This is a genomic window from Neobacillus cucumis (assembly GCF_023715505.1).
The window spans coordinates 1-20,126 of record NZ_JAMBOH010000032.1 but is presented as its reverse complement, the minus strand read 5'-3'; the positions used below and the strand labels follow the sequence as shown (position 1 = coordinate 20,126).

Sequence of the window (20,126 nt, the reverse complement as noted above, 5' to 3'; positions counted from 1 at the left end):
AGAGGTGGAAAACTTGATTGTAAGTAATAATCCAACTGCAATGGGCAGAATCAAGTCTAGTAATTTGTTTAAGATCACTTTTGGTTTTAGAGAAACAAGCTTAATTATTATCATTCTTCTAGTTTCAGGAGTTCTAACGATTTTATCACCTCAGTTTTTAACGAGCAGTAATTTGGCTTCAACGGGAATTGCGTTAGTCGCTGATGGAATTATTGCGATTGGAATGACGGTTGCACTAGTATTAGGTGCATTTGACCTTTCCGTAGGATCAATTATGGGACTGGCCAGTGTTGTGGCTGGAAGTTTGTATTTAGCTGGAGTTGAAATCTGGTTCGCATGTTTAGCAGCTATTATTGTAGGTATAATTTGTGGGGTAATAAACGGCCTTTTTGTAGGTAAAGTAGGTCTTAATCCTTTTATTACAACCTTGGCTATGATGGGTATTGCTCGTGGTACAGCATACATTTTCACACAAGGTTCTCCATTATCAATAGGCGGTATCCCTGAATCGTTCCGATTCATTGGGACAGGCAGCATTGCTGGGGTTCCGTTCATGATTATTTTACTAATTATTGGCACGATTGTATTTGATTATTTAATGAGGAAATCAGAAGCATTTAGAAAAGTATTTTACATCGGAAGCAATGAAAAAGCAGCTGTTTTATCCGGCATCAATGTCACGAAAATTAAAATGGGTGTCTTCATTCTTACCGCTTTATTAGCAAGTATTGCCGGAATAATTACCTTAGCTAGATTTAGTGTAGCTTCTCCCACAACTGGTGATAGTGCTGAGTTAAGGGCCATTGCGGCTGCTGTCATTGGCGGTACAAGTTTAAAAGGGGGAGAAGGATCCATATTCGGAGCTGTTCTCGGCGTTCTCTTATTGGCGGTAATCAACAACGGTCTTGTATTGCTGAACGTTTCCGTTTACTGGCAGCAATTTGTAACATTTATGATTCTTTTGGTAGCGGTTACGATGGATCACATTGGTCAAAAAAGAAAATCGATTTGAGTCTAATTTTAAAAAGGAGAGATGAATATCTTGAAAACACTAAAAAAATTTACTTTAATAGGATCAATTTGTTTGCTTATAGCTGCAAGTGCTGGTTGCCAATCTGCCAAAACTGGAGGGACTTCGGAAAAAGCAGATTCAAAAGTAGCGTTTCAAGGTGACAAGAATGAAGTGTATTATGTGATTTCCTTTTTATCTGGATTGGATTACTGGAAAGGTGTTTTGGGAGGCTTTCAAAAAGCAGGAAATCAATTTGGTGTAGAAACAAAGTACGCAGGAGATCCTGGATATGACATAAACAAGTCTGTTGCAGTATTTGAACAAGTTGCTGCGACAAAACCGGCTGGAATTGCAGTTGCCGCAATTAATGCCGATGCCTTAAAAGATCCAATTAATAAAGCTCGTGAAGAAGGAATCCAAGTTGTAACCTATGATAGTGATTCCTCTAATAGCAGCCGATCAGCCTTTTTTTCTACAGGTAATGAAGTTGCAGGTGAAAAAGCAGCTGACTATATGGCGAAGTTAATGGATAAAGAAGGTGAAGTAGCTTTACTTTATACAATTGGACAGCAGAATGTTGAGGATCGAATTAAGGGATTTCAATCTGAAATAAAAAATAAATATCCAAATATGAAAGTGGTAGTAAAAGCTAATGATGGGGGAGATCAAACAAAAGCAGCTACTGCCCTGGCTGCTGAATTGCAGGGAAAACCAAATATTAAAGGGGTATTTGCCGCTGATGGTGTTGCCGGATTAGGTGCTGCAACAGCTGTTCGTGAAGCAGGTAAAAAAGACAAGATTAAAATTATTGGATTCGATACAGATAAAGCTTTATTAGATATGGTCAAGAATGGAGGAGTGGATGCCACTATGGCCCAAGGTACTGAAAATATGGGTTATTGGTCGATGGTTTCCCTCTTTACCCTAAAACATAGTTTAGCTCCTAAAACACTGCCTAAATATGTTGATACTGGCATTAATATCGTAACAAAAGAGAATGTCAAAGATTATTACGTTAAATAAAAGAATGAAAAAAGAGATTCTAAGTTTTATAACTTAGAATCTCTTGAAAAAATATACAAAATTAAAGGAGGATCCTATGCATTATAGAACTCTTGGGAAGACAGGAATAGAAGTATCGGTTTTAAGTCTAGGAGCATCTTCACTCGGATCGGTATTCCGAAATATTGATGAACATGAGGGGATCAGAACGGTACATACAGCTTTAGATTTGGGGGTGAATTTGATCGATGTAGCTCCTTATTATGGGCTGACAAAAGCAGAAGCGGTATTAGGAAAAGCACTTAAGGGCATTCAAAGGAAAAACTATATTCTTTCAACCAAAGCTGGTCGATACGGTGATGATGATTTTGATTTTTCAGAAAGTACAATTAAAAAAAGTGTTGAAGAGAGCCTAAAACGTCTTGGAACAGATTATATAGATATTTTGCATCTCCATGATATTGAATTCGGTTCTATGGATCAAATCCTAGAAGAAAGTATTCCGACTCTCCAAATATTAAAGAAAGAAGGTAAAATACGATTCTTTGGGGTATCGGGTTTACCCCTAAAAATTTTTAAAGAGGTATTGACTAAGAGTTATGTTGATAGTATTTTATCCTATTGTCATTATTCATTAAATAATACTAAATTAATCGATTTTCTACATGAGATGAAAGATGTGAACATAGGTGTTATTAATGCGTCCCCATTATCGATGGGGCTGTTAAGTAAAAGGGGAGCACCACCTTGGCACCCTGCTGGCCAAGAAATTAAAAATGTTTGTGAAAAGGCAGTTAGCTTTTGTACCGAAAATGGCATTGATATAGAAAAGTTGGCTGTTCAGTTTTCTTGTTCCAATAATCTAATAGCAACTACTCTTGTTGGGACAGCAAATCCGGACAATATGATTAAGAATATTAATTGGATCAATGAACCCATTGATTTGGAAGTATTAAAAACTGTTCAAGATATGTTGTCACCGATTAAAGATAAGATTTGGTATAGCGGAAAAATAGAAAATAATATTTAACAGATTAAAGGAGTGACGATGATGGTGAATTTACCTGACTCAATTCAACGCATCAAATACGATTTGACGGATAAAGTATTTGTTAATTCCTATGTCCTTACAGGAACTACGGCTTCCATTTTAGTTGATTCGGGAGTTGCAACAATGAAAAATAATTACTTACAATTGCTTGAAGACTTAAACAAGGCATCGAAGCCATTGAAACTCCTCATTAATACGCACGCCCATCACGATCATATAGGATGTAATTACACTATACAACAGAATACAGGTTGTTTTATTATGGCGCCAATGGGGGCAGAAAAGTGGATTGAGAATATTGGTTTAAATTATAAAGAGTTTGCATTGTCATTTCCGCATATTCATCCTGATACTGCCATTAAAAGAGAAGAGATTTACCAGTCCATGGACGGTAACAGTAAAGTGAATTTTCGTGTACAGGACGAAAATGTAATAAGGATTGATGACTTGGAATTAAAGGTGATCAGTTTGCCCGGGCATATTGAATATGAGCTGGGTTTAATCGAATTAAACACAAAAACACTCATTTTAGGCGATATTATTGTTCGAACGGACATTCCAATATTTCCAGGCCATTTACGACCATCACAGTTAAGAGAATCTTTAAAAAAACTTGAAAATACACTTGATCAATATTCCATAGAAAGAGTATTAACTGGGCATTATGATCCTATGTCAAAAAAAGAAACGAAACAGCAAATTCACAAAGTCTACCACTATTTATCTACTATTGATGAAATCATTTTATCGACATTACAAAGGCATGAAAAAGCTGGTTTAGAATTATTATGGTCGAATGTATGTGAAATTATGAACAAACAAAAAGAGTTTCGTGCTATTTCGGTAGTTCGTCATCATTTAATCGATTTAATAGAATCAGGACAAATAGAGGAACAAGAAGAAGTGTTCTGGAGAAAAAAGTCATATGTACCATCTTCTCTCGACATTTGATACGATTAACAACTGGCTGCGCAAGTTCAATACAAAAACGACAAAAAAGGAGCTGTTTTATTAGTGAAAGCAGTACAGGTCGTTTAACCGGGAAAAATTAAAATTATTGAAAGAGAGGGTAGATCCAGCATTGGATTGAATCCTTTTTTTCAGTGCTGGCTGCCTCGATTTGGGCTTGCATGGGTTCCCTTATAGACTGCATTAGCTGTTCATCTCGCTTTTTTAATGATTGGTCAATGTATTCATGTTGTCCCTTCATGTTGTCCCTTCACGTTCTCCGTGAAGTTTTGTATCATTTCTTTTAATTCATCTTTATGTTTTTCAGTGCGTTAAATTTATCATCATAGCTGTAATAAAGGCTTGTAATTGCTCCATTTGCTTTGTGTTGGGGAGTGATGTGCGGGTGTCGGGGGCGAAACAGTTTGTATTTCATTTCTAGGAATACTCTTTAAACCGGAACTTACATTATCCTCCAGGGTGACGCCATGCGCTTTAGCGAGTGATTGTATCCTTTTCATGCTCAGGATATCACGTTCAAAAAAAGCCCTTTGATTATGTTCATTCCGAAAATATGGTATCCATTTTATTCCATTAGGGAAGAGTAAATCCAATCTTATAAACCCTTAACGTTGTTTAGTACTATTGTGCAAAAGAAGACAAGTGACAAGCATCTAACTTTAGGTGCTTCTTTATTATGCTCATCATACTATACTCAAAAACCCTTACATATAATGAAGAAGACATTTTCAATGAATGGATGTGATAAAAATATGTATACGTATAGTGCGAAAAAAGGAGATACCCTAAGAAGCATTGCGAATCAAATGAATATAGGTATTGAGCAGCTCATATCCATCAATCCCCAAATTACCAATCCTAATGTCGATCTAGAAGGACAAAAAGTCAATGTTAGAAGAATCATCAAAATTCCTGTCTGTAAACCTATGGCTCCTTTGACAGAACAAAAACATTGGATTCCTTTAACATCTTTAGAAAAAATGTCAGAAACCGAATATGATGTGTTAATTGTCGGTACTGGATTTGGAGGTCCGACTGTTCTATGGCGACTGTGCGAACAGTGGCGAAAAAAGGGAATGCAAATTGGTGTCATTGAAAGCGGAGATCTCTTAATGCCAACCAATGCCCTTAATGTCCCAACTTTGAATGCAACGAGTGCAAGAGCTTTTTATAAAAACTTTGGGTTTCCGCTCGGAAAATTCCAACCGGAATACCCAGGGGCAACGGAAGTGTTTGCTCTTGGTGGTAGATCTTTATTCTGGTCGGGGAATACTCCTCGTTTACATCCCATCGACATGGACGACTGGCCTGTTTCATACAAAGAAATGATTCCATATTACAATATCGCCGAACAAATCATGAATGTGTCTACTGGATATACAAAAGATTCCAGAATTACAACAAAAATGTTGGAAATTATTCGAAGAAGCGGTTTCCCTGATGTCTCGGAAATGCCAATGGCGGTTGATCTTTCGAGCACGAGATTTGGCCAAATCCATTCAAACGCATTTTTCAGTTCCATTTCATTGCTTGCTATGGCCCTATATCAACGTCCGTTTGATATAGCCGTTAGGGCACGAGCTGTTAAGATCTTCACTGAAAACGATAACGCTAGAGGGATCCAGGTTATGTCTCCTGATAAAAAATCTTATTACATCAAAGCAAAGAACATTGTATTGTCGGCAAGCAGCTGGGAAACCCCTCGTCTTCTCATCCATTCTGGAATTCAAGGAACTTCCATTGGTCATTATTTAATGAATCACTCAAAAATTGTTGCAACAGTGAGGGTGGACCGAAATGCATTTCCGGAGGTATTAGGAACACTTGCTCTTTTGGTGCCTCGAACCAATGATCGTCCCTTTCAAGTAACGATTTATGGCCCAAATCTTGAACGATATATGTGGTATCAAACATACGAAGATAAACCTCTTTTAGAAGAAATAGAAATTGGAATTGAAGCCTTGGGGATCGTTGAGCCGCGTTTTGAAAACCATATTTCCTTAAATTCCAATCGATTAGATGAATACAGGGTACCGGAAATACAAGTTCAATTTTCTTATAGTGAAAAGGATAAAGAAATGATTGGAATAATGGTAAACGGCGTAAATCAAATCATATCCGGTATAGGAAAAGCTATTACTATAAAAAAATCAGACCTATGCTTATATGTACCCGGAGACGATTATCACGAAATGGGAACCTGCCGAATGGGAAATGACCCTGCTACATCTGTAACGAACCGTTATGGTCAATTACACGGAATATCGAACGTCTATGTGGCTGACAATAGTATATTACCTTTTAGTGGAGCCGCAAATCCTACATTGACAACGGTTGCCTTAGCGATTCGTACGGCAGATTATATAATTCATCAATTGAAATGAGCTAATTGCGTATATTAACTGTTATATATTTACTATGACGGGGGATTTTTGAAATAAAGGGCTCTGTTAATGGGTTAAAGTGGTTTTAAGTTAAATTAAAGAAGGCAAGCCAGTCAAAAAGGGGATAGATGAACGCGATATCTTTATGGACAAATAAAGTGGAAAGGATTTCAATCGAGTTCAATACCAATTACTCAAGTCACTTTGGCCGGAACAAAGAAGAAATTTTACAAGAGTGGAATGACATTACGAAAAATACCAAGGCTGACATTGTGGTATTGGATATGCCCTTATTGGACACCACTCTATTTAAAGCCAGTCTAGGCACCTTCATTGCTAATCTGGTTTTACAAATTCTAACTTGGATGGCAGAAGACGAACGCAATCGAATTCGAAAACGACAGTGTGAAGGAATTTATGTGGCAATAAAAAATGGTATAGTTTTTGGCAGACCGAGATCTATTATTACGGAAGAGTTTAAACAAGCTTATCATCGATGGAAAAAGGGAGAGATAACAGCTGTGAAAACGATGCAAGAAATAGGTGTTAAAAAGACAACATTTTATAAGTTTTTTAAGGGGTATGAAAGGGATCCGAAAAATACAAATATATAATAGAAGAAACTCATCAAAAAAATCCTTTACTTAATGAAGGCAAAGGATTTTATCAATTAAGGGGTTTATTTTCTTTTCAAAAACCGGCCAGATTGTTGAAGAAGTTATTTTGGAAATATTTTTTAATTAATAAATGTTAGGAGCTAGTAAAGATAGCTTTTAGTGGATTATTGATCTGGAAAAGGAAAAATCCTAGATATAGGAACAGGTAGTGGTTCACTGATTAATAAACTTGCAAAGACTTATCCTAATTCGATTTTAACTGGAAGTGATTATTGGGGTGGGAATTGGGAGTATTCGAAAACTCAATGTCAACAAAATGCTGAAATAGAAGGGGTCTCTGATCCTGAAAGCAAGTGCTGCAGAACTCCCTTTTAATGATGACGAATTTGATCTAATTGTAAGTTGTCTAACATTTCATGAAGTAAAAGATAGACTAAATAAAACGGAAGTAATGAAAGAGGCATTAAGAGTTTTAAAGCCTGGTGGTGAATTTGTATTCTTAGATTTGTTTATGGATGAAAAAATATTTGGGAATGAAAAAAGCTCTTAAATGTCTTAAAAAAATATGGTGTATCCGAATTGAATAGCTACAAACTTGCTAAAGTAATGAAATTGCCAAAGCTCTTATTAACAAAAAAGTATTAGGAAATGCAATGATTTTGAGCGGAAGGAAATAAGTGTATCCTAATTTGCTTGTGAAAAATAGTGCTGACTTCTCTATCAAAAGGGCAACTAACTAATGGGCTTTAGTTTAACAAGTGTGATGTTCTAAGAGAAAAAGGCCTCAAGAATGTTTATAAACCCACCAACATCCATTGTGTGGTTAATTACAGTCCACACATGTGGAGTGTAGGAACAATGGTTGCAAATTGGTGGAAAACCACGCTGTTGCCACCATTGTCATCTGCTAAATCATACATTGTAAAAATAATATCCGGTTAAAACAACGTTTTTAAAGTATCTCAGTTTTATAATCCGATTCACTTCACAACCTTGGCATGGATATGTTCATTTATTTTCAAGAAGAATTAGATTCCGTGCTTGGTGCCTAATTTTACTGCGTATAAATATAAACCCAGTATAACATATAATATAACATATATGATAAATTATACTATCTATTTTAAATATATGTCATTTTTAATAATAATAGCATTATAACTATTATTATTAAATATATATTCGTTTTATATGGGAGTTGCACATGGAGAGTTGGAGACGAAAGGGTATTTAATCAGTCCAAGCATGACATGATTTTTGAATTTTCATATAACTAATCTACAACAAAATTAGTTGAAGAGTTATACATGAATTAAAAGATAAATACGTCAGAATGCAAATCTCCAACATTCCAAATTTTAGAAAAATGGGTTGATTAAATTTTTAATTCCAAGTTCTTTTGCAATCACTTGTAAAGAATAATTTTTTAAATAAAAATTTAAGGCCATTGCTCTACGTATTGAATTAAAGTTAATGCTAGAAAGTTTTCCTCTAGATAATCTGAAGATATCACTCTTAATTGGTTTAGAATAGACATAACCTGAATAGGTCCCTTTGACTATTATCCATGGTGTGTAGATCAATAAAAATAAAAAATGGCCAATAATTTTTCCTTCTAAGAAAGTTTCAAAATCACTCTTTCTAATCAAAAGGTTACCCAACAACTGTTGTATGCTTTTTGTTAATAAAAAAGAATGTTCTTTAAAACAAGTTAACTTTATTTAAATGAAGATATGAGTTATCTTGGTTGATGCGCTCTAGGTATATATTGGTTGTAGAAATATCCGAATGGCCAGCCCAATCCTTAACTACAGCAAGAGGAACGTCGTTCTCAAGCAGAAGTGTGACAAATGTATGACGGAACCAGTGAGGCGTTACGCTTAAATTTTTTCCAGCAAGTTGTACAGCTTTCTTCACAATTTTATACAGGGCAGGGTAGGTTAACCGTTTTTTATTAACTATGGGCTCATTTTTATTGTATAAAGCGAAAAAGAGCGGGCTGGTATCCTGCATATTTATTTCAACGGTTTCGCCCATACTTTTTCGATAACTAAATAAAATATCTTTGGTTTCATCTCTTATAGGAATTGATCGAGGTTTATTCCCTTTACTAATGACATCTACAAATAAAAATCCTTTACGGTTATATCGAAAGCTTCCCCAATTTAAGCTTAAAAGCTCACTTGCACGAAGCCCTGTGGTATAGAGTAGGTAGCCAATCAGCAAATTCCTCTTCTCCAATTGTTCTCGATTTCGTGTTGCCCTTACTATTTTAGGAAAGAAGGAAATAAGAAATTCAGCTTCTCTTTGATTCAATTCCCTGACTTGCACACGGGTTTGTGCTTCTTCGTGACGAGTTTCTTCTATTATATAGTGTCCTTTTTTAGACACCGGCTTCGAGATCCAAGTGGAAAGGTGGGCTTTGTAAAATTGTGTTTCATAACCAAAGTCCAACAATCTTCTGAAAAACTCCAATTTTCGTATGGCTGATTTAGCTGCATACTTTTCTTTGATAAAATGGTTATACGCTTTTACTTCTGGGAATCCGATATCCCGAAAGGAAAGGGAATGGTCCGTCAGAAAAGTAAGCAGCGTCTTCGCATCCGATCGGTAGGCTTTAATGGTGTGGGAAGAAAGTTTTTTATCTTGCGGAAACAATTTCTCTAAAAAAAACATTTCAAGAAAATCCTGTTCGGAACTAATTTCAAGTGTGAGGTTCCGATTTTCATCAAGTAGATGACGAGCTTTTAGATTCTCCTGTAAATGGGTTAAGTACTGTTCACTATTCATATTTTGAAGAAGGGTCAAGTAATTCATTATTGACCTCCTAAGAATTAGTTATAAATAATTATATTATGTATAGTAAAGATAAGACCTAATTATCTTTACTTATATTTTAACACAGAATGTTTGTTCTATCTATAATTCTGCCATTCTTATTTAATTTAAATAAATTCAAAAATTTAAGTTGGGGTCATGTCTGAGATTCGCTCTCAGGCCAAATTACTTTTAATTTTTAATATAATAGCCCATTCATTTCAATACAAAGAATATTTAGAATTTTATTCACTTGTCAGTAGAAATCAATTAGTAATGTTATTTGCATAATAAAAGCCCATTACTGCCACTTAATGAACCCATAATAGGGGGGCTATTGGATGCGATGTTAAGGACACTTATGATTTAAAAGTAGAAGGTGAAGTTGATACAAAGCCTTTTGGGGTAATAAATGTGGATTTTTCTTTGATATTGAAGAAGTTCCCATTTCAAATGATTTAAAAGAAGAACTTATGAGATGCAAAGTGATGTTTGGTAAATGGATTAGTTGGGAATAAAGATATGTTGCGTCCCAACGGAATTGAAATGGAAAACGATCATAATAAACTAGGTAAAACAGCTTGCAGAAAAAGTGAAAAAAGACCTCGAAACTAAAAATAAAGTGGAATTTTCTCCTTGTCCATCTCTAGAATATATTGCTAACAGGTATTAAAGTACATAAGTCTTCTTGTCCTATTTGGTACGTTTGGCGAAAATAAAAAACCAGGATTTCTCCTGGCATAGACACAATGGAATGTGTCATTACTATACATACTGGTTGAAGGTCAGTATTTGTTTATATATTATTACATTTGAGTTATTAATCTTGGATATTAGCCTATTTTTTAAAAATATAGAGCAAGGCATTTCAATGTAGGTGTTATCAAAGGTTGATTTCCTTGCTCTGTTATAATTTTTTCTAATATTAAAATTCAATATACAAAAAATGGTAAATAAAATTTAGCCCATATTGAAACGAAAGTGAGTGAAGTAAATGTTATGGCATTATGATTATATTCATTTTAAGATAAAATGTTTGTTAAAAAAACGGGATCAAGAGTTTAAGATTGGGCTGTCATTAAGTCAGCTTTTCCTTATTTCACTCCCATGAAAATAAAAACTGAAAAAAGGCTGTGCCTCTTGAAAAATCATGATTAGGTGCTAAACGATTGTGAATTGGAAACCTTTCTACATAAAAACAAAATCAAGGATAAGCTGGCGCAACGATTAGAAAAGGATTAATCTCCCATGAGTGCTACCCCTATAGGGCGCGACATTCGGTGGTACACCGTGATCGTTGGAGTCAGACAAACGGATGGGCTCAAAGGCACCATAGTGTAACGACCTTCTTCGCCAGCATTAAAACAGTATAGCCTGCATGGAATATTTTCATTCTCTGTTGTGAAGCGCCGGTTTTGCGCTTCATGGGTGGCTAACGGGGCAAGATAGCTTAAAAAGAAATTTTATTCATTTTTTAAATCATTCCTTCCACTTGAGCGAATTTTTTTCAATGTTATCGAAAGAGTGTTCAAAAACTTCCATAAAGTCATTACCATATATACTACGAACAATGGTCGTCATTTCAATAAAATCAGGAAATTTTCCGTATAATTGGTGTAATGGTAATGCTCCTTTAAATACGGAATTTTGTAACGGCTCATAATTTTTGAAAATGGTTAAAAGCATTTCTTCCCCTTTTTCCGTTAATTGAATATATGTGTTTCTCAAATCATTTTCCTTTTTAGAAAAATGTAAGTATCCTCGGTTTTCTAACTTTTTTGAGAAATTAAAGGCTGTTGACACGTGCATGACTCCAAGTTTAGCAATTTCTGAAATGGGAGCGTCTTTTAAATAATAGGTAATCCATAAAATATGGTGTTCATTAATGTTAAGATCATAAGGCTTTATCCATTCCTGCCAATCCTTTTCAATTGCTTTCCAGAGTGCTTTGCTTAATTGCATCATTCTTTGACTAAAAAATAAGGATTCCATAATTGTATAATCATTAATAGACCCTCTCATATTTTCACCTACTTTTCTGGAATTATATTAATTTATTATTGCATTAAAATAAACATTAATAAAGTTGTAAATATATCAAATTTTCTTATAATTTAATTCATAAAAAGGGAAATAAATAACTGCGGAAACTATCCGTCGTGCACATGCCGTAAACTTCCTTCTATTGCCTAGCTTGTATCTAGCGATAGAGAATGCAATGCTCGGCGTCAACCGGCAGATGCACTTGTACTGGTAATCACCAGAAATTCAGAAATAAGATAGAACCCAAAAAGTTACATCCCGACTTGCTTCCATTATTTCAATCCTTTGGCTTATAATATTCAATTAATATAAAAGAAACTTTTAAATTTATTGATGAATTCTAACTGATAAAGAGATTGAAGAGGTTGAAAAGGCAATAAACCTTTCTCTTTCCGATATGCCATTTAAATATGAAGAAGTACCGAGTTGTCCTACTTGTGGTATCCAATGCTGAGTGGTTATTCGCCGTCTAATAATCATAATGGATGAACCTGGCATAGGGTCTGCCCTTAAAACCATGTATTGATAGATATTGCTGATGATCCGAATTTTTAATGGTTAGGGCTTGCACAAAAAAAGGCACTGCCTTTTTAGGATTAATTATCCAAGGAGATTGTGAAGTAATGTACTTTAAGTAACGGGTGCAAGAATTCAAAATCTGCATAAAATACAAACGCAGGTCTTTTTTACGAAAGGTAAAAGGAAATCTCATTATGAGAAATCCCTTACTGTTCTTTTACATTATATTTTTTCATCAACTCTTTAGCGGTTTCGATTCCTTTCTCTGTTAGATATACTGATTTTGATCTCTTGCTGTCACGAATGAAATCATTCTCTGATAGCTCATTAAGTGACTCAAAAGGATAACCTTTCCAACTTCTTTTAGCTTCACCTAAACCATAGTCTTCATTAAAAGACGTTAAATGCAACAATAATAACGTTAATTCATCAATCTGATCTTTCATTTTAGTACAGTCCTTCCTTTTTATACTATTGTAACTAAAATAATGTTATTATTTCAAAGTTAGAAAATAATAATTTGATAAAATCGAATGGCAAACTTATTTTTGTTAACTTTTGCTTAATTGTTACTGTGGGAATATCTAAGACTTAAGGAGGGTGATTATTGAAAAATCATATTAAAGTAAATGGAAACCTTCTTCAAACAAACAAGAGTTTTTCACAATTAATAAATAGTCACAAGGAATGGATAGCAACTGAACTTCGTAAACTCTATCACAATCAGATGAATGAAATAGGTACAACAAAGAAATTACCCCTAGATCACCAAAATACCGTTATTTCCTCTCTATATGAACCAATTCAAAATAGAGAAATATGGATTCCTTATGGAGAAGTAGCAAAATATGCAAACAGTAAAATAACAAAGATAGTAAAATCCTTTTAAAAAAAAATCCCTAGGTTATTTCTAAAAATAAAGAATAATATTCTTGTTAAGCAAACGGGAGCATTTCTTAAAGAGGGAGAAATGTTCTTTTTTGTTGAACAAGGGCTCAGTAAAAGAGAGACTTGGGCAAAAATAGACTGACAATTACATTACATCATTCTTATGTTTCCAACAGTATGGTGGAGTAAACGTTTACTAGGTTGGGTATATACCCAACCATTACCTGTAGAAATGTTAAAAGAAGTACAATATAATAGAAGAAACTTAATAAAAAATTCACCGGGCTTACTGGTAGAAGTGGCTCCTTTTTCATATATTCATAGTCAAAGATAGTCAAAGTCAAAAGGAGGGTGGAATTATGATTTGTCAAAACTGTCAAACATCGCCAGCGAGTTATCAGTTAAACTTCTCATTTAATCACGGTCAAAGCCAAATTAGTTTGTGTGCGGAATGCTATGATATCGCAAAACAAAAATTGGAAAACGGCTCCATTCAACTTGACAACCAAATGTTCAATCTGTTGGACACAGATGGCAGCCAGCCTGAGCAAAACAAAAATGTCCATGTAACCAAGCCAAAGAAACGAAAAAAAAATAGCTTTCTTGATCAACATGGACGGAACTTGACGAATGAAGCAAAAGAAGGGCGAATTGATGGCGTGATCGGTAGGGATCAAGAAATTGAACGTATCCTTCAAATATTAAACCGTCGTACAAAAAATAATCCGGTCTTAATCGGTGAGGCTGGTGTCGGGAAAACAGCGATCGTTGAAGGCCTTGCCCTTCAAATCGTCAAAGGCAAAGTACCGGCGAAACTAAAAACGAAAGAAGTATATTTGTTAGACATCAGTTCACTTGTAGCAGGTACATCCTACAGAGGACAATTTGAAGAAAAAATGAAAAAACTTATTGCTGAATTACAACAACGTAAAAACGTGATTTTGTTCATTGATGAACTACACATGATGGTTGGTGCTGGAGGTACGTCTGACGGTTCAATGGATGCAGGGAATATATTAAAACCAGCGTTAGCGCGCGGTGAAATTCAAATTGTTGGCGCAACAACGATGAAAGAATATCGCATGATTGAAAAAGATCCTGCACTTGAGCGTCGCTTCCAATCGGTGATCGTGAAAGAACCGTCTGTGAATGAGGCGTTTGAAATTTTAAAAGGAATTCGGCCAGCATATGAAAAGTATCACGATGTAACGTATTCGGATGATGTCCTAAAAGCATGTGTGACACTATCAAAACGCTATATTCAAGATCGCTTCTTACCAGATAAGGCCATCGATTTAATGGATGAGGCCGGTGCAATACTAAACCTTGCTCATGGAGAGCTAGATGTTAACTATTTAAAACAGCGCTTAAAAGACATTACTGAAGAAAAACAACAAGCAACGAAATTAGAGCACTACGAAAAAGCGGCGATTCTTCGTGATGAAGAGAGAGAAATGAAACAAAAATTATCTGAATACTCAGACAATATAGTGAAAGATATTACCGTAGAAATGGTCCAAGAGATTATTGAAAAAAGTACTGGAATCCCTGTACAAAAGCTACAAAAAGCAGAGCAACAAAAAATGAAAGACTTGAAAGAGAAACTAGCAAGTAAAATTATTGGTCAGGATAAAGCTATTGAAAAAGTAGCCAATGCAATCTTAAGGGCAAGTGTTGGGTTAAAACCGAAAACACGTCCAACCGCTTCATTTTTATTCTTAGGTCCAACAGGTACAGGTAAAACCGAGTTGACGAAAACTCTTGCCGCCGAATTATTCGGCAGTAAAGATGCGATGATTCGCCTAGATATGAGTGAATATATGGAAAAACATTCTGTCTCTAAGCTCATTGGTTCACCTCCTGGCTATGTCGGACATGAAGACGCAGGTCAGTTCACGGAACAAGTTCGCCGAAACCCTTATTCCATCATTCTGCTGGATGAAATCGAAAAAGCACACCCAGATGTGATGAATGTGTTTCTTCAAATCATGGAAGATGGCAGGTTAACAGATAGCCAAGGAAGAGTTGTAAGCTTTACGGAAACGATTATCATCATGACTTCAAACGCAGGTGTTGGAAACAAAACTTTAGGGCCAATTGGTTTTGGCAGCGATGAACAGCAAGGAGTAGAGTCACATATTGTCGATAAAATCGGAAATCACTTTAAGCTTGAATTCTTAAACCGTATTGATTCGATTATTGAGTTTAACCACCTACAAAAAGAGAACCTTGTGGAAATTATCGAGATTATGATGGCGGAGCTTAAAGAAACATTAGAGGAACAAGGGATTTCCATTGAAATCGATAAGGAAGCAAAAGAAAAGATTGCCGAATTAGGATATAGCAATGTGTTTGGTGCTCGTCCACTTCGACGCGTTATTCAAGAGAAAATTGAAGATAAAATCACTTCTTTAATTATTAATAGCGAAAACGTAACTACGATCACTGTCTCAGTAGAGAATAATAATATTAACGTAGCATAAGGATAGATGATCTTCATCTATCCTTTCAGCTTGTCGAGAAACCCCACTTTTCAAATCAGTGGGGTTCCTCTTATAAATAGATCATTCAATGTTGGAACAAAAAACGATTTCTATAGGCTTCAATATGGTAATGTTAATTAAATTAACGAAGTGTTTTGATAAGTTTGTGAAGGATTACACTTAAAGTAACGGGTGCTTGAGTTCAAGAGCAGAGCTGTCATCGAGACAGCTTTTTCTTATTGAACTAAAGTGGAGTTGAAGAAGAAATGCTTTATTTTATTGAATAAATAGAGGGTTTTTATAATAAATATCGAAAACATTCATTGTTAATTTGAATGTAGTCTGACAAAGTAATCCTAAAGAGAATCATGGAGGAAGAGATGAAGAAAGTATTAAACATGATTAATCCAAGTTCGAAAGTGGCTGGAGTGTCGTTAGTTGAATTGAAAAAAACAGAAAAAGCACTTGGTGCTATTTTTCCAGATGAATACAAGGAACTTTTTTTAGAAACGAATGGAGCAAAATTTGGCGATTGGACTTTGTTCCCTATTCCAGCTAATGAACAAACGGCATTAACAATTGATATAGTAAAACAAAATCAGAACAGACCCAAAAATCTACCGAGTGATATGGTTTGTATTGGTGAAAAAATGAGTGGTGAAAAACTTTGCTATCGAATTAGGAAAAGATTTATGCAGGAACTAATTTATACTTGGAATGACAAAACTGGGTTAGGCAAATATGCGTCTTTAACATTAAGTGAATTTATCGATCGGCATGTGCCGAAAGTAAATACTAATAAGCCTAATAAACTTGGCACGTTTATGGTTGAAAGTGGAAAGCTAATTGTTACTGACCCATACTATAAAGTGGATGAAGAAGCTGAGTTGCAAAATGTACTTTTAAATGTGAAAAATGGTAACTGGACAGCTTCCATTTCTTATACTCCTGATGAAGTTGTTAAAAACTTATTTGTATTTTATGGGGAAAAGAAACCAATTGGAAAATGGCATGTTTGCGATAAACAGATTGGAGTTGACTCTGCACAAGCAGGAATTTTTGATTTTAAAACATTTGGTAGAGACGAAGCCATCCAATATGATGAGGTAGTTGCTTCAGATGCACAGGGGGGAGTTGTCTCAGATGGTGCGGTTTCAATGTCTGGTTATGGTGACGGAATGTACGAAGTGAAAGTAAAATATAACATTTCAAAAAAGGTTGTTGGTGTGATGATTGACTTTGTAGATGAGGAATAATGCTATTCACTAACGAGCAGTGAAAATACACCTTGTTTATTCAGATAACGGGTGCAAGAGTTCAAGATCCAGCTGCCATTTCAGGTGGCTTTTCTTGTTTCGCTAACGGGCAGGATAGTTGAAGAAGAAATTTTATTTTTCAGAAGAAGTAGTACAATTAAGAGTATAAGTTTTATGATGACAATTGTTAATACAAACTTCTTAAAAGGGAGAAGGAAGTAAAAAAGTGATTAATTTCGAAGAAAATACATTTGATAAAAAGCAAATCGAAATGGATATTATGAACTCTAATCCAGATTACAACTTAATCTCAAAAAACAAAGAAACAATCGAAGAACAGGACATCATAGAAGAATTTCAAGAAAGTAAGGATTTAAATGTGGTAAGGTTGCTTGTGAAAAATGACCAGAACTACATTGGCATTCTTGATTACTGCTTATCAAATCTATCGGATGGAAAAACGTGGATTAGCCTATTTGTCATTCATCGCAAGTACCAGGGCAATGGTTTAGCCAAAAAAGTATATATTCAATTTGAAAATTTAATAAAAGAAAAAGAAAAAACTGCTATTCGGTTAGCGGTTCATCAGATTAATCAGCAAGGTATTCGTTTTTGGAACTCATTTGGGTTTACGAAATATAAAGAATTAATTTACAACGATAAAGTCCATTATTGTTTGGAGAAAAAAATAGGAAATTAATCGTGTTATTGAACTAACGGTGCGATTGTTAATAGCGGCTGCCATATATGGTGGTCTTTTTGTTATTCGACTAACGGGGCAGACATATACAGAACGATGATATAATGATGGTAAGAAAAGAGGTGCAAAATGCTTTTAAACAATTTTATGAATGAGAATTTTCCAAACTTAGAACTAAGACCACCCTTGTTTTATTGTTGGGACATTGGGATACGGTTTGAACTAGGGGTGGAGTGGAAAAGGGAATATGACTACCCCAACAACCCCTATGTACTAGGATGTTATAAAAGGGCAATTACGCTATTCGAAGCCCTACATTCTCCAACAGAGGAAATATGCGTCGTGACAGATGTAAATGATTTTGATAAGGGGAAAAAACTCAAAAATCAGTTAAATAACTTTTCTCGCTATGTTGAAAAAACATTATTGTTTAGCCTGAAACATCAATCAATGCCTTATATTTTTCCAGAGGATGATGAAGAAGGTACATATAAAACCCATAGATTTTCTCTAAACTGCAAAACGTCTGATTTTAAATACATTCCATTATTAAAAGCAATTTGCAATCAAGACTTGGGGCTGAAACCAAGGATATTCCATAGGGTTTACTTCATAAATATCAATAAAAAAACTATATTTCACGTTTACGATGACAGAGGTTGTGATTTATTAGCGACATCGCCCGAAACAATTAGACATATTTATGAAGGATACAATCATTGGATTTTAGATTACGATAGGTATGAAATAGACAGGGTATTTAAATAAAGGAATATATTTTTCTCCCGCTAACAGGGGGCTTGAATTGAACAAGGGGTTGCTGCTGCGGTACCCTTTTTCTTGTTCCACTAAACGGTTGCAGGTTAGTTCAATAAAAAAACAAATTTAACGCAGATTATAAATTGTATGTATTCGTAGTCCTTCTCTTATTTTTTACTAGCCTGGGTAAAAGGAGTAACTTTATGACATTTAAAAAATACATGATTGCTGCATTTATTGCTGCAATTATTTCTATTGTTATTCGTTCCATACTTCGTGCCAATGGTATCCACAATTTTCTTAGCGAAAATTCAACTGGTCAAGCAATGTTATATTTGGTCATTTTTGCATTGTGTTGCTTATTCTTTAAAAGACAGTCTGATAAATAAGACTTATATAAATGAATTTTCAAGACATTGTGAAGCATTGTACTTAAACTATCGGGGGCAATAGTGAAAAGGCAGCGGAAGTATCCATTGCCTTTTGCCAATCTATTTCTAAAAATATTTTCTATAAAATTCTCTTCTAAGGCTTCCACTCAACTGAGCATAAATCCTAGTGGTCTCGCTTTTTTCGTGACCTAGTAAACTTTGAATAACATCAATGGGAGCTCCGTTGTTCAATAGGTGTGTCGCATAGCTGTGGCGTAGTTGATGTGGATGGATTTCTTTGTTGATCCCTGCACGACTTGATATTCGTTTAATGATGTACCTCATCTGTCCTATACTCATTTTATGTGGATGCCGTTCAGTAACAAAAATAGCTGGATCTTTATCCTGGCGAAGATCTAAATATCGTTTGAGCCAGATTTCACACCGTATATTAAAATATACCTTCCTTTCCTTATCTCCCTTTCCAAGGACTATGGCAGAACGATTTGACCAATTAATACTATTCTTTTCAAGTGAAACAATTTCACCTATTCTGCAACCTGTGGAAAACATAAATTCGAATAATGCCTTTTCCATAGGAGTAAAGCACGCTTCCCTCAAATGTTCAATTTCTCTCTCCGTCAAAAATTTAGGAATTCTTTTTCCTTGTTTGGGTTCTTTAATTTTCGCAGATGGGTTTTTAGGTATATGCCCTTCCTTGTGTGACCACCGGAATAGAGATTTAATAAAGCGAATCCGATGAGCTAAACTTGATGGCTTTAAGTGTTCACTAGACTTTGCTAAGTATACCTTCAACTGATTAGTCGTCAAAGATTCAATATTTACATCGTTAAAGTGTTGGATAAGTAGCTTAGATTGGAGCTTATACGCTTTTAAGGTCTGAGGAGAGAAACCTTCAATTCTTTTATCCGATTCATAAAGTTCCCAGGATTTTGACAATAACACAATAATTCCTCCTTATTCGTTATATTAGAGGAATTATTGCCTTGATTGTAGTTATGAAAACGTTAGGTATTGAACTACCATGAAAATTTACTTCTGTACCTTCGATAAAAAGGCAATACTAAAGAAGACGCAGCTCATTCATTTTTTAAAAAGGGGAGAGCATCTAATTCATTGATCTATGGAATTCAGTTGAATAGATTAGGATGCTTCAGGTTCTTGTAGAGTAACCCTGTATCCTAAACCTTCAAGTCTTCGAAGTGAATGCCGAACAATGGATTGCTGTCTCTGT

Annotated in this window: 17 protein-coding genes and 1 pseudogene; 13 read left to right on the top strand and 5 right to left on the bottom strand. The window is 35.0% G+C overall.

The features are described 5' to 3' along the window. Window positions 1–13 precede the first annotated feature (13 nt). The 7 genes and pseudogenes from M3226_RS26670 to M3226_RS26640 all read left to right on the top strand — a co-directional run. Window positions 14–1,012: an ABC transporter permease gene (locus M3226_RS26670; protein WP_251571856.1), complete on the top strand. Its 999-nt coding sequence runs from the start codon at window positions 14–16 to the stop codon at window positions 1,010–1,012. Between the two features lie 30 nt (window positions 1,013–1,042). Next, window positions 1,043–2,035 carry a substrate-binding domain-containing protein gene (locus tag M3226_RS26665; RefSeq protein ID WP_251571854.1) on the top strand — a complete coding sequence of 331 codons (993 nt, stop codon included), beginning with the start codon at window positions 1,043–1,045 and terminating at the stop codon, window positions 2,033–2,035. A 76-nt stretch (window positions 2,036–2,111) separates the two neighbouring features. Next, entirely contained in the window at window positions 2,112–3,044 is a 933-nt protein-coding gene (locus M3226_RS26660; protein WP_251571852.1) for an aldo/keto reductase, read from the top strand. An 18-nt stretch (window positions 3,045–3,062) separates the two neighbouring features. Further along, window positions 3,063–4,016, top strand: a complete 954-nt coding sequence (locus tag M3226_RS26655) for an MBL fold metallo-hydrolase (RefSeq protein WP_251571850.1) — start codon at window positions 3,063–3,065, stop codon at window positions 4,014–4,016. A 749-nt stretch (window positions 4,017–4,765) separates the two neighbouring features. Beyond that, window positions 4,766–6,418 carry a GMC oxidoreductase gene (locus M3226_RS26650; protein WP_251571848.1) on the top strand — a complete coding sequence of 551 codons (1,653 nt, stop codon included), beginning with the start codon at window positions 4,766–4,768 and terminating at the stop codon, window positions 6,416–6,418. Between the two features lie 128 nt (window positions 6,419–6,546). Then, on the top strand, window positions 6,547–7,032 hold the full coding sequence (locus M3226_RS26645; protein ID WP_308211994.1) for a recombinase family protein: 486 nt from the start codon (window positions 6,547–6,549) through the stop codon (window positions 7,030–7,032). A 177-nt stretch (window positions 7,033–7,209) separates the two neighbouring features. Further along, window positions 7,210–7,712 (top strand): annotated as a pseudogene (locus M3226_RS26640) (class I SAM-dependent methyltransferase); the annotation flags it as partial. Between the two features lie 681 nt (window positions 7,713–8,393). On the opposite strand, the gene M3226_RS26635 reads toward M3226_RS26640, so the two are convergent. From M3226_RS26635 to M3226_RS26620, 4 genes are all read right to left on the bottom strand, one after another. After that, window positions 8,394–8,684, bottom strand: a complete 291-nt coding sequence (locus tag M3226_RS26635; protein WP_251571846.1) for a hypothetical protein — start codon at window positions 8,682–8,684, stop codon at window positions 8,394–8,396. Between the two features lie 52 nt (window positions 8,685–8,736). Then, entirely contained in the window at window positions 8,737–9,852 is a 1,116-nt protein-coding gene (locus M3226_RS26630; RefSeq protein ID WP_251571844.1) for a tyrosine-type recombinase/integrase, read from the bottom strand. Between the two features lie 1,479 nt (window positions 9,853–11,331). Further along, window positions 11,332–11,874, bottom strand: coding sequence for an HTH-type transcriptional regulator Hpr (locus M3226_RS26625; RefSeq protein ID WP_251571842.1), 543 nt, complete (start codon window positions 11,872–11,874; stop codon window positions 11,332–11,334). A gap of 746 nt (window positions 11,875–12,620) precedes the next feature. Then, complete coding sequence (locus tag M3226_RS26620) at window positions 12,621–12,860, bottom strand: DUF6429 family protein (protein ID WP_251571840.1); 240 nt, start codon at window positions 12,858–12,860, stop codon at window positions 12,621–12,623. 161 nt (window positions 12,861–13,021) lie between these two features. Between M3226_RS26620 and M3226_RS26615 the strand changes: the two genes are divergently transcribed. From M3226_RS26615 to M3226_RS26590, 6 genes are all read left to right on the top strand, one after another. Further along, complete coding sequence (locus M3226_RS26615; protein ID WP_251571838.1) at window positions 13,022–13,303, top strand: hypothetical protein; 282 nt, start codon at window positions 13,022–13,024, stop codon at window positions 13,301–13,303. Window positions 13,304–13,661: 358 nt separating this feature from the next. Further along, window positions 13,662–15,785: an ATP-dependent Clp protease ATP-binding subunit gene (locus M3226_RS26610; RefSeq protein WP_251571836.1), complete on the top strand. Its 2,124-nt coding sequence runs from the start codon at window positions 13,662–13,664 to the stop codon at window positions 15,783–15,785. A gap of 380 nt (window positions 15,786–16,165) precedes the next feature. After that, a complete protein-coding gene (locus M3226_RS26605) occupies window positions 16,166–17,041 on the top strand; it encodes an SMI1/KNR4 family protein (protein ID WP_251571834.1) in 876 nt (291 codons plus the stop codon). A gap of 226 nt (window positions 17,042–17,267) precedes the next feature. Beyond that, complete coding sequence (locus tag M3226_RS26600) at window positions 17,268–17,741, top strand: GNAT family N-acetyltransferase (protein ID WP_251571832.1); 474 nt, start codon at window positions 17,268–17,270, stop codon at window positions 17,739–17,741. A gap of 129 nt (window positions 17,742–17,870) precedes the next feature. Further along, window positions 17,871–18,509, top strand: coding sequence for a DUF3885 domain-containing protein (locus M3226_RS26595; protein WP_251571829.1), 639 nt, complete (start codon window positions 17,871–17,873; stop codon window positions 18,507–18,509). 194 nt (window positions 18,510–18,703) lie between these two features. Continuing rightward, a complete protein-coding gene (locus tag M3226_RS26590) occupies window positions 18,704–18,889 on the top strand; it encodes a hypothetical protein (protein WP_251571827.1) in 186 nt (61 codons plus the stop codon). Window positions 18,890–18,997: 108 nt separating this feature from the next. On the opposite strand, the gene M3226_RS26585 is transcribed toward M3226_RS26590, so the two are convergent. Beyond that, entirely contained in the window at window positions 18,998–19,837 is an 840-nt protein-coding gene (locus M3226_RS26585; RefSeq protein WP_251571825.1) for a tyrosine-type recombinase/integrase, read from the bottom strand. Window positions 19,838–20,126 lie beyond the last annotated feature (289 nt).

Excerpts from the sequence above, each read along its gene's own strand:
- M3226_RS26660 (WP_251571852.1), top strand. The coding sequence starts at position 2,112 with ATGCATTATAGAACTCTTGGGAAGACAGGAATAGAAGTATCGGTTTTA.
- M3226_RS26655 (WP_251571850.1), top strand. The coding sequence starts at position 3,063 with ATGATGGTGAATTTACCTGACTCAATTCAACGCATCAAATACGATTTG.
- M3226_RS26650 (WP_251571848.1), top strand. The coding sequence starts at position 4,766 with ATGAATGGATGTGATAAAAATATGTATACGTATAGTGCGAAAAAAGGA.
- M3226_RS26645 (WP_308211994.1), top strand. The coding sequence starts at position 6,547 with ATGAACGCGATATCTTTATGGACAAATAAAGTGGAAAGGATTTCAATC.
- M3226_RS26630 (WP_251571844.1), bottom strand. The coding sequence starts at position 9,852 with ATGAATTACTTGACCCTTCTTCAAAATATGAATAGTGAACAGTACTTA.
- M3226_RS26625 (WP_251571842.1), bottom strand. The coding sequence starts at position 11,874 with ATGAGAGGGTCTATTAATGATTATACAATTATGGAATCCTTATTTTTT.
- M3226_RS26620 (WP_251571840.1), bottom strand. The coding sequence starts at position 12,860 with ATGAAAGATCAGATTGATGAATTAACGTTATTATTGTTGCATTTAACG.
- M3226_RS26610 (WP_251571836.1), top strand. The coding sequence starts at position 13,662 with ATGATTTGTCAAAACTGTCAAACATCGCCAGCGAGTTATCAGTTAAAC.
- M3226_RS26605 (WP_251571834.1), top strand. The coding sequence starts at position 16,166 with ATGAAGAAAGTATTAAACATGATTAATCCAAGTTCGAAAGTGGCTGGA.
- M3226_RS26595 (WP_251571829.1), top strand. The coding sequence starts at position 17,871 with ATGCTTTTAAACAATTTTATGAATGAGAATTTTCCAAACTTAGAACTA.
- M3226_RS26590 (WP_251571827.1), top strand. The coding sequence starts at position 18,704 with ATGACATTTAAAAAATACATGATTGCTGCATTTATTGCTGCAATTATT.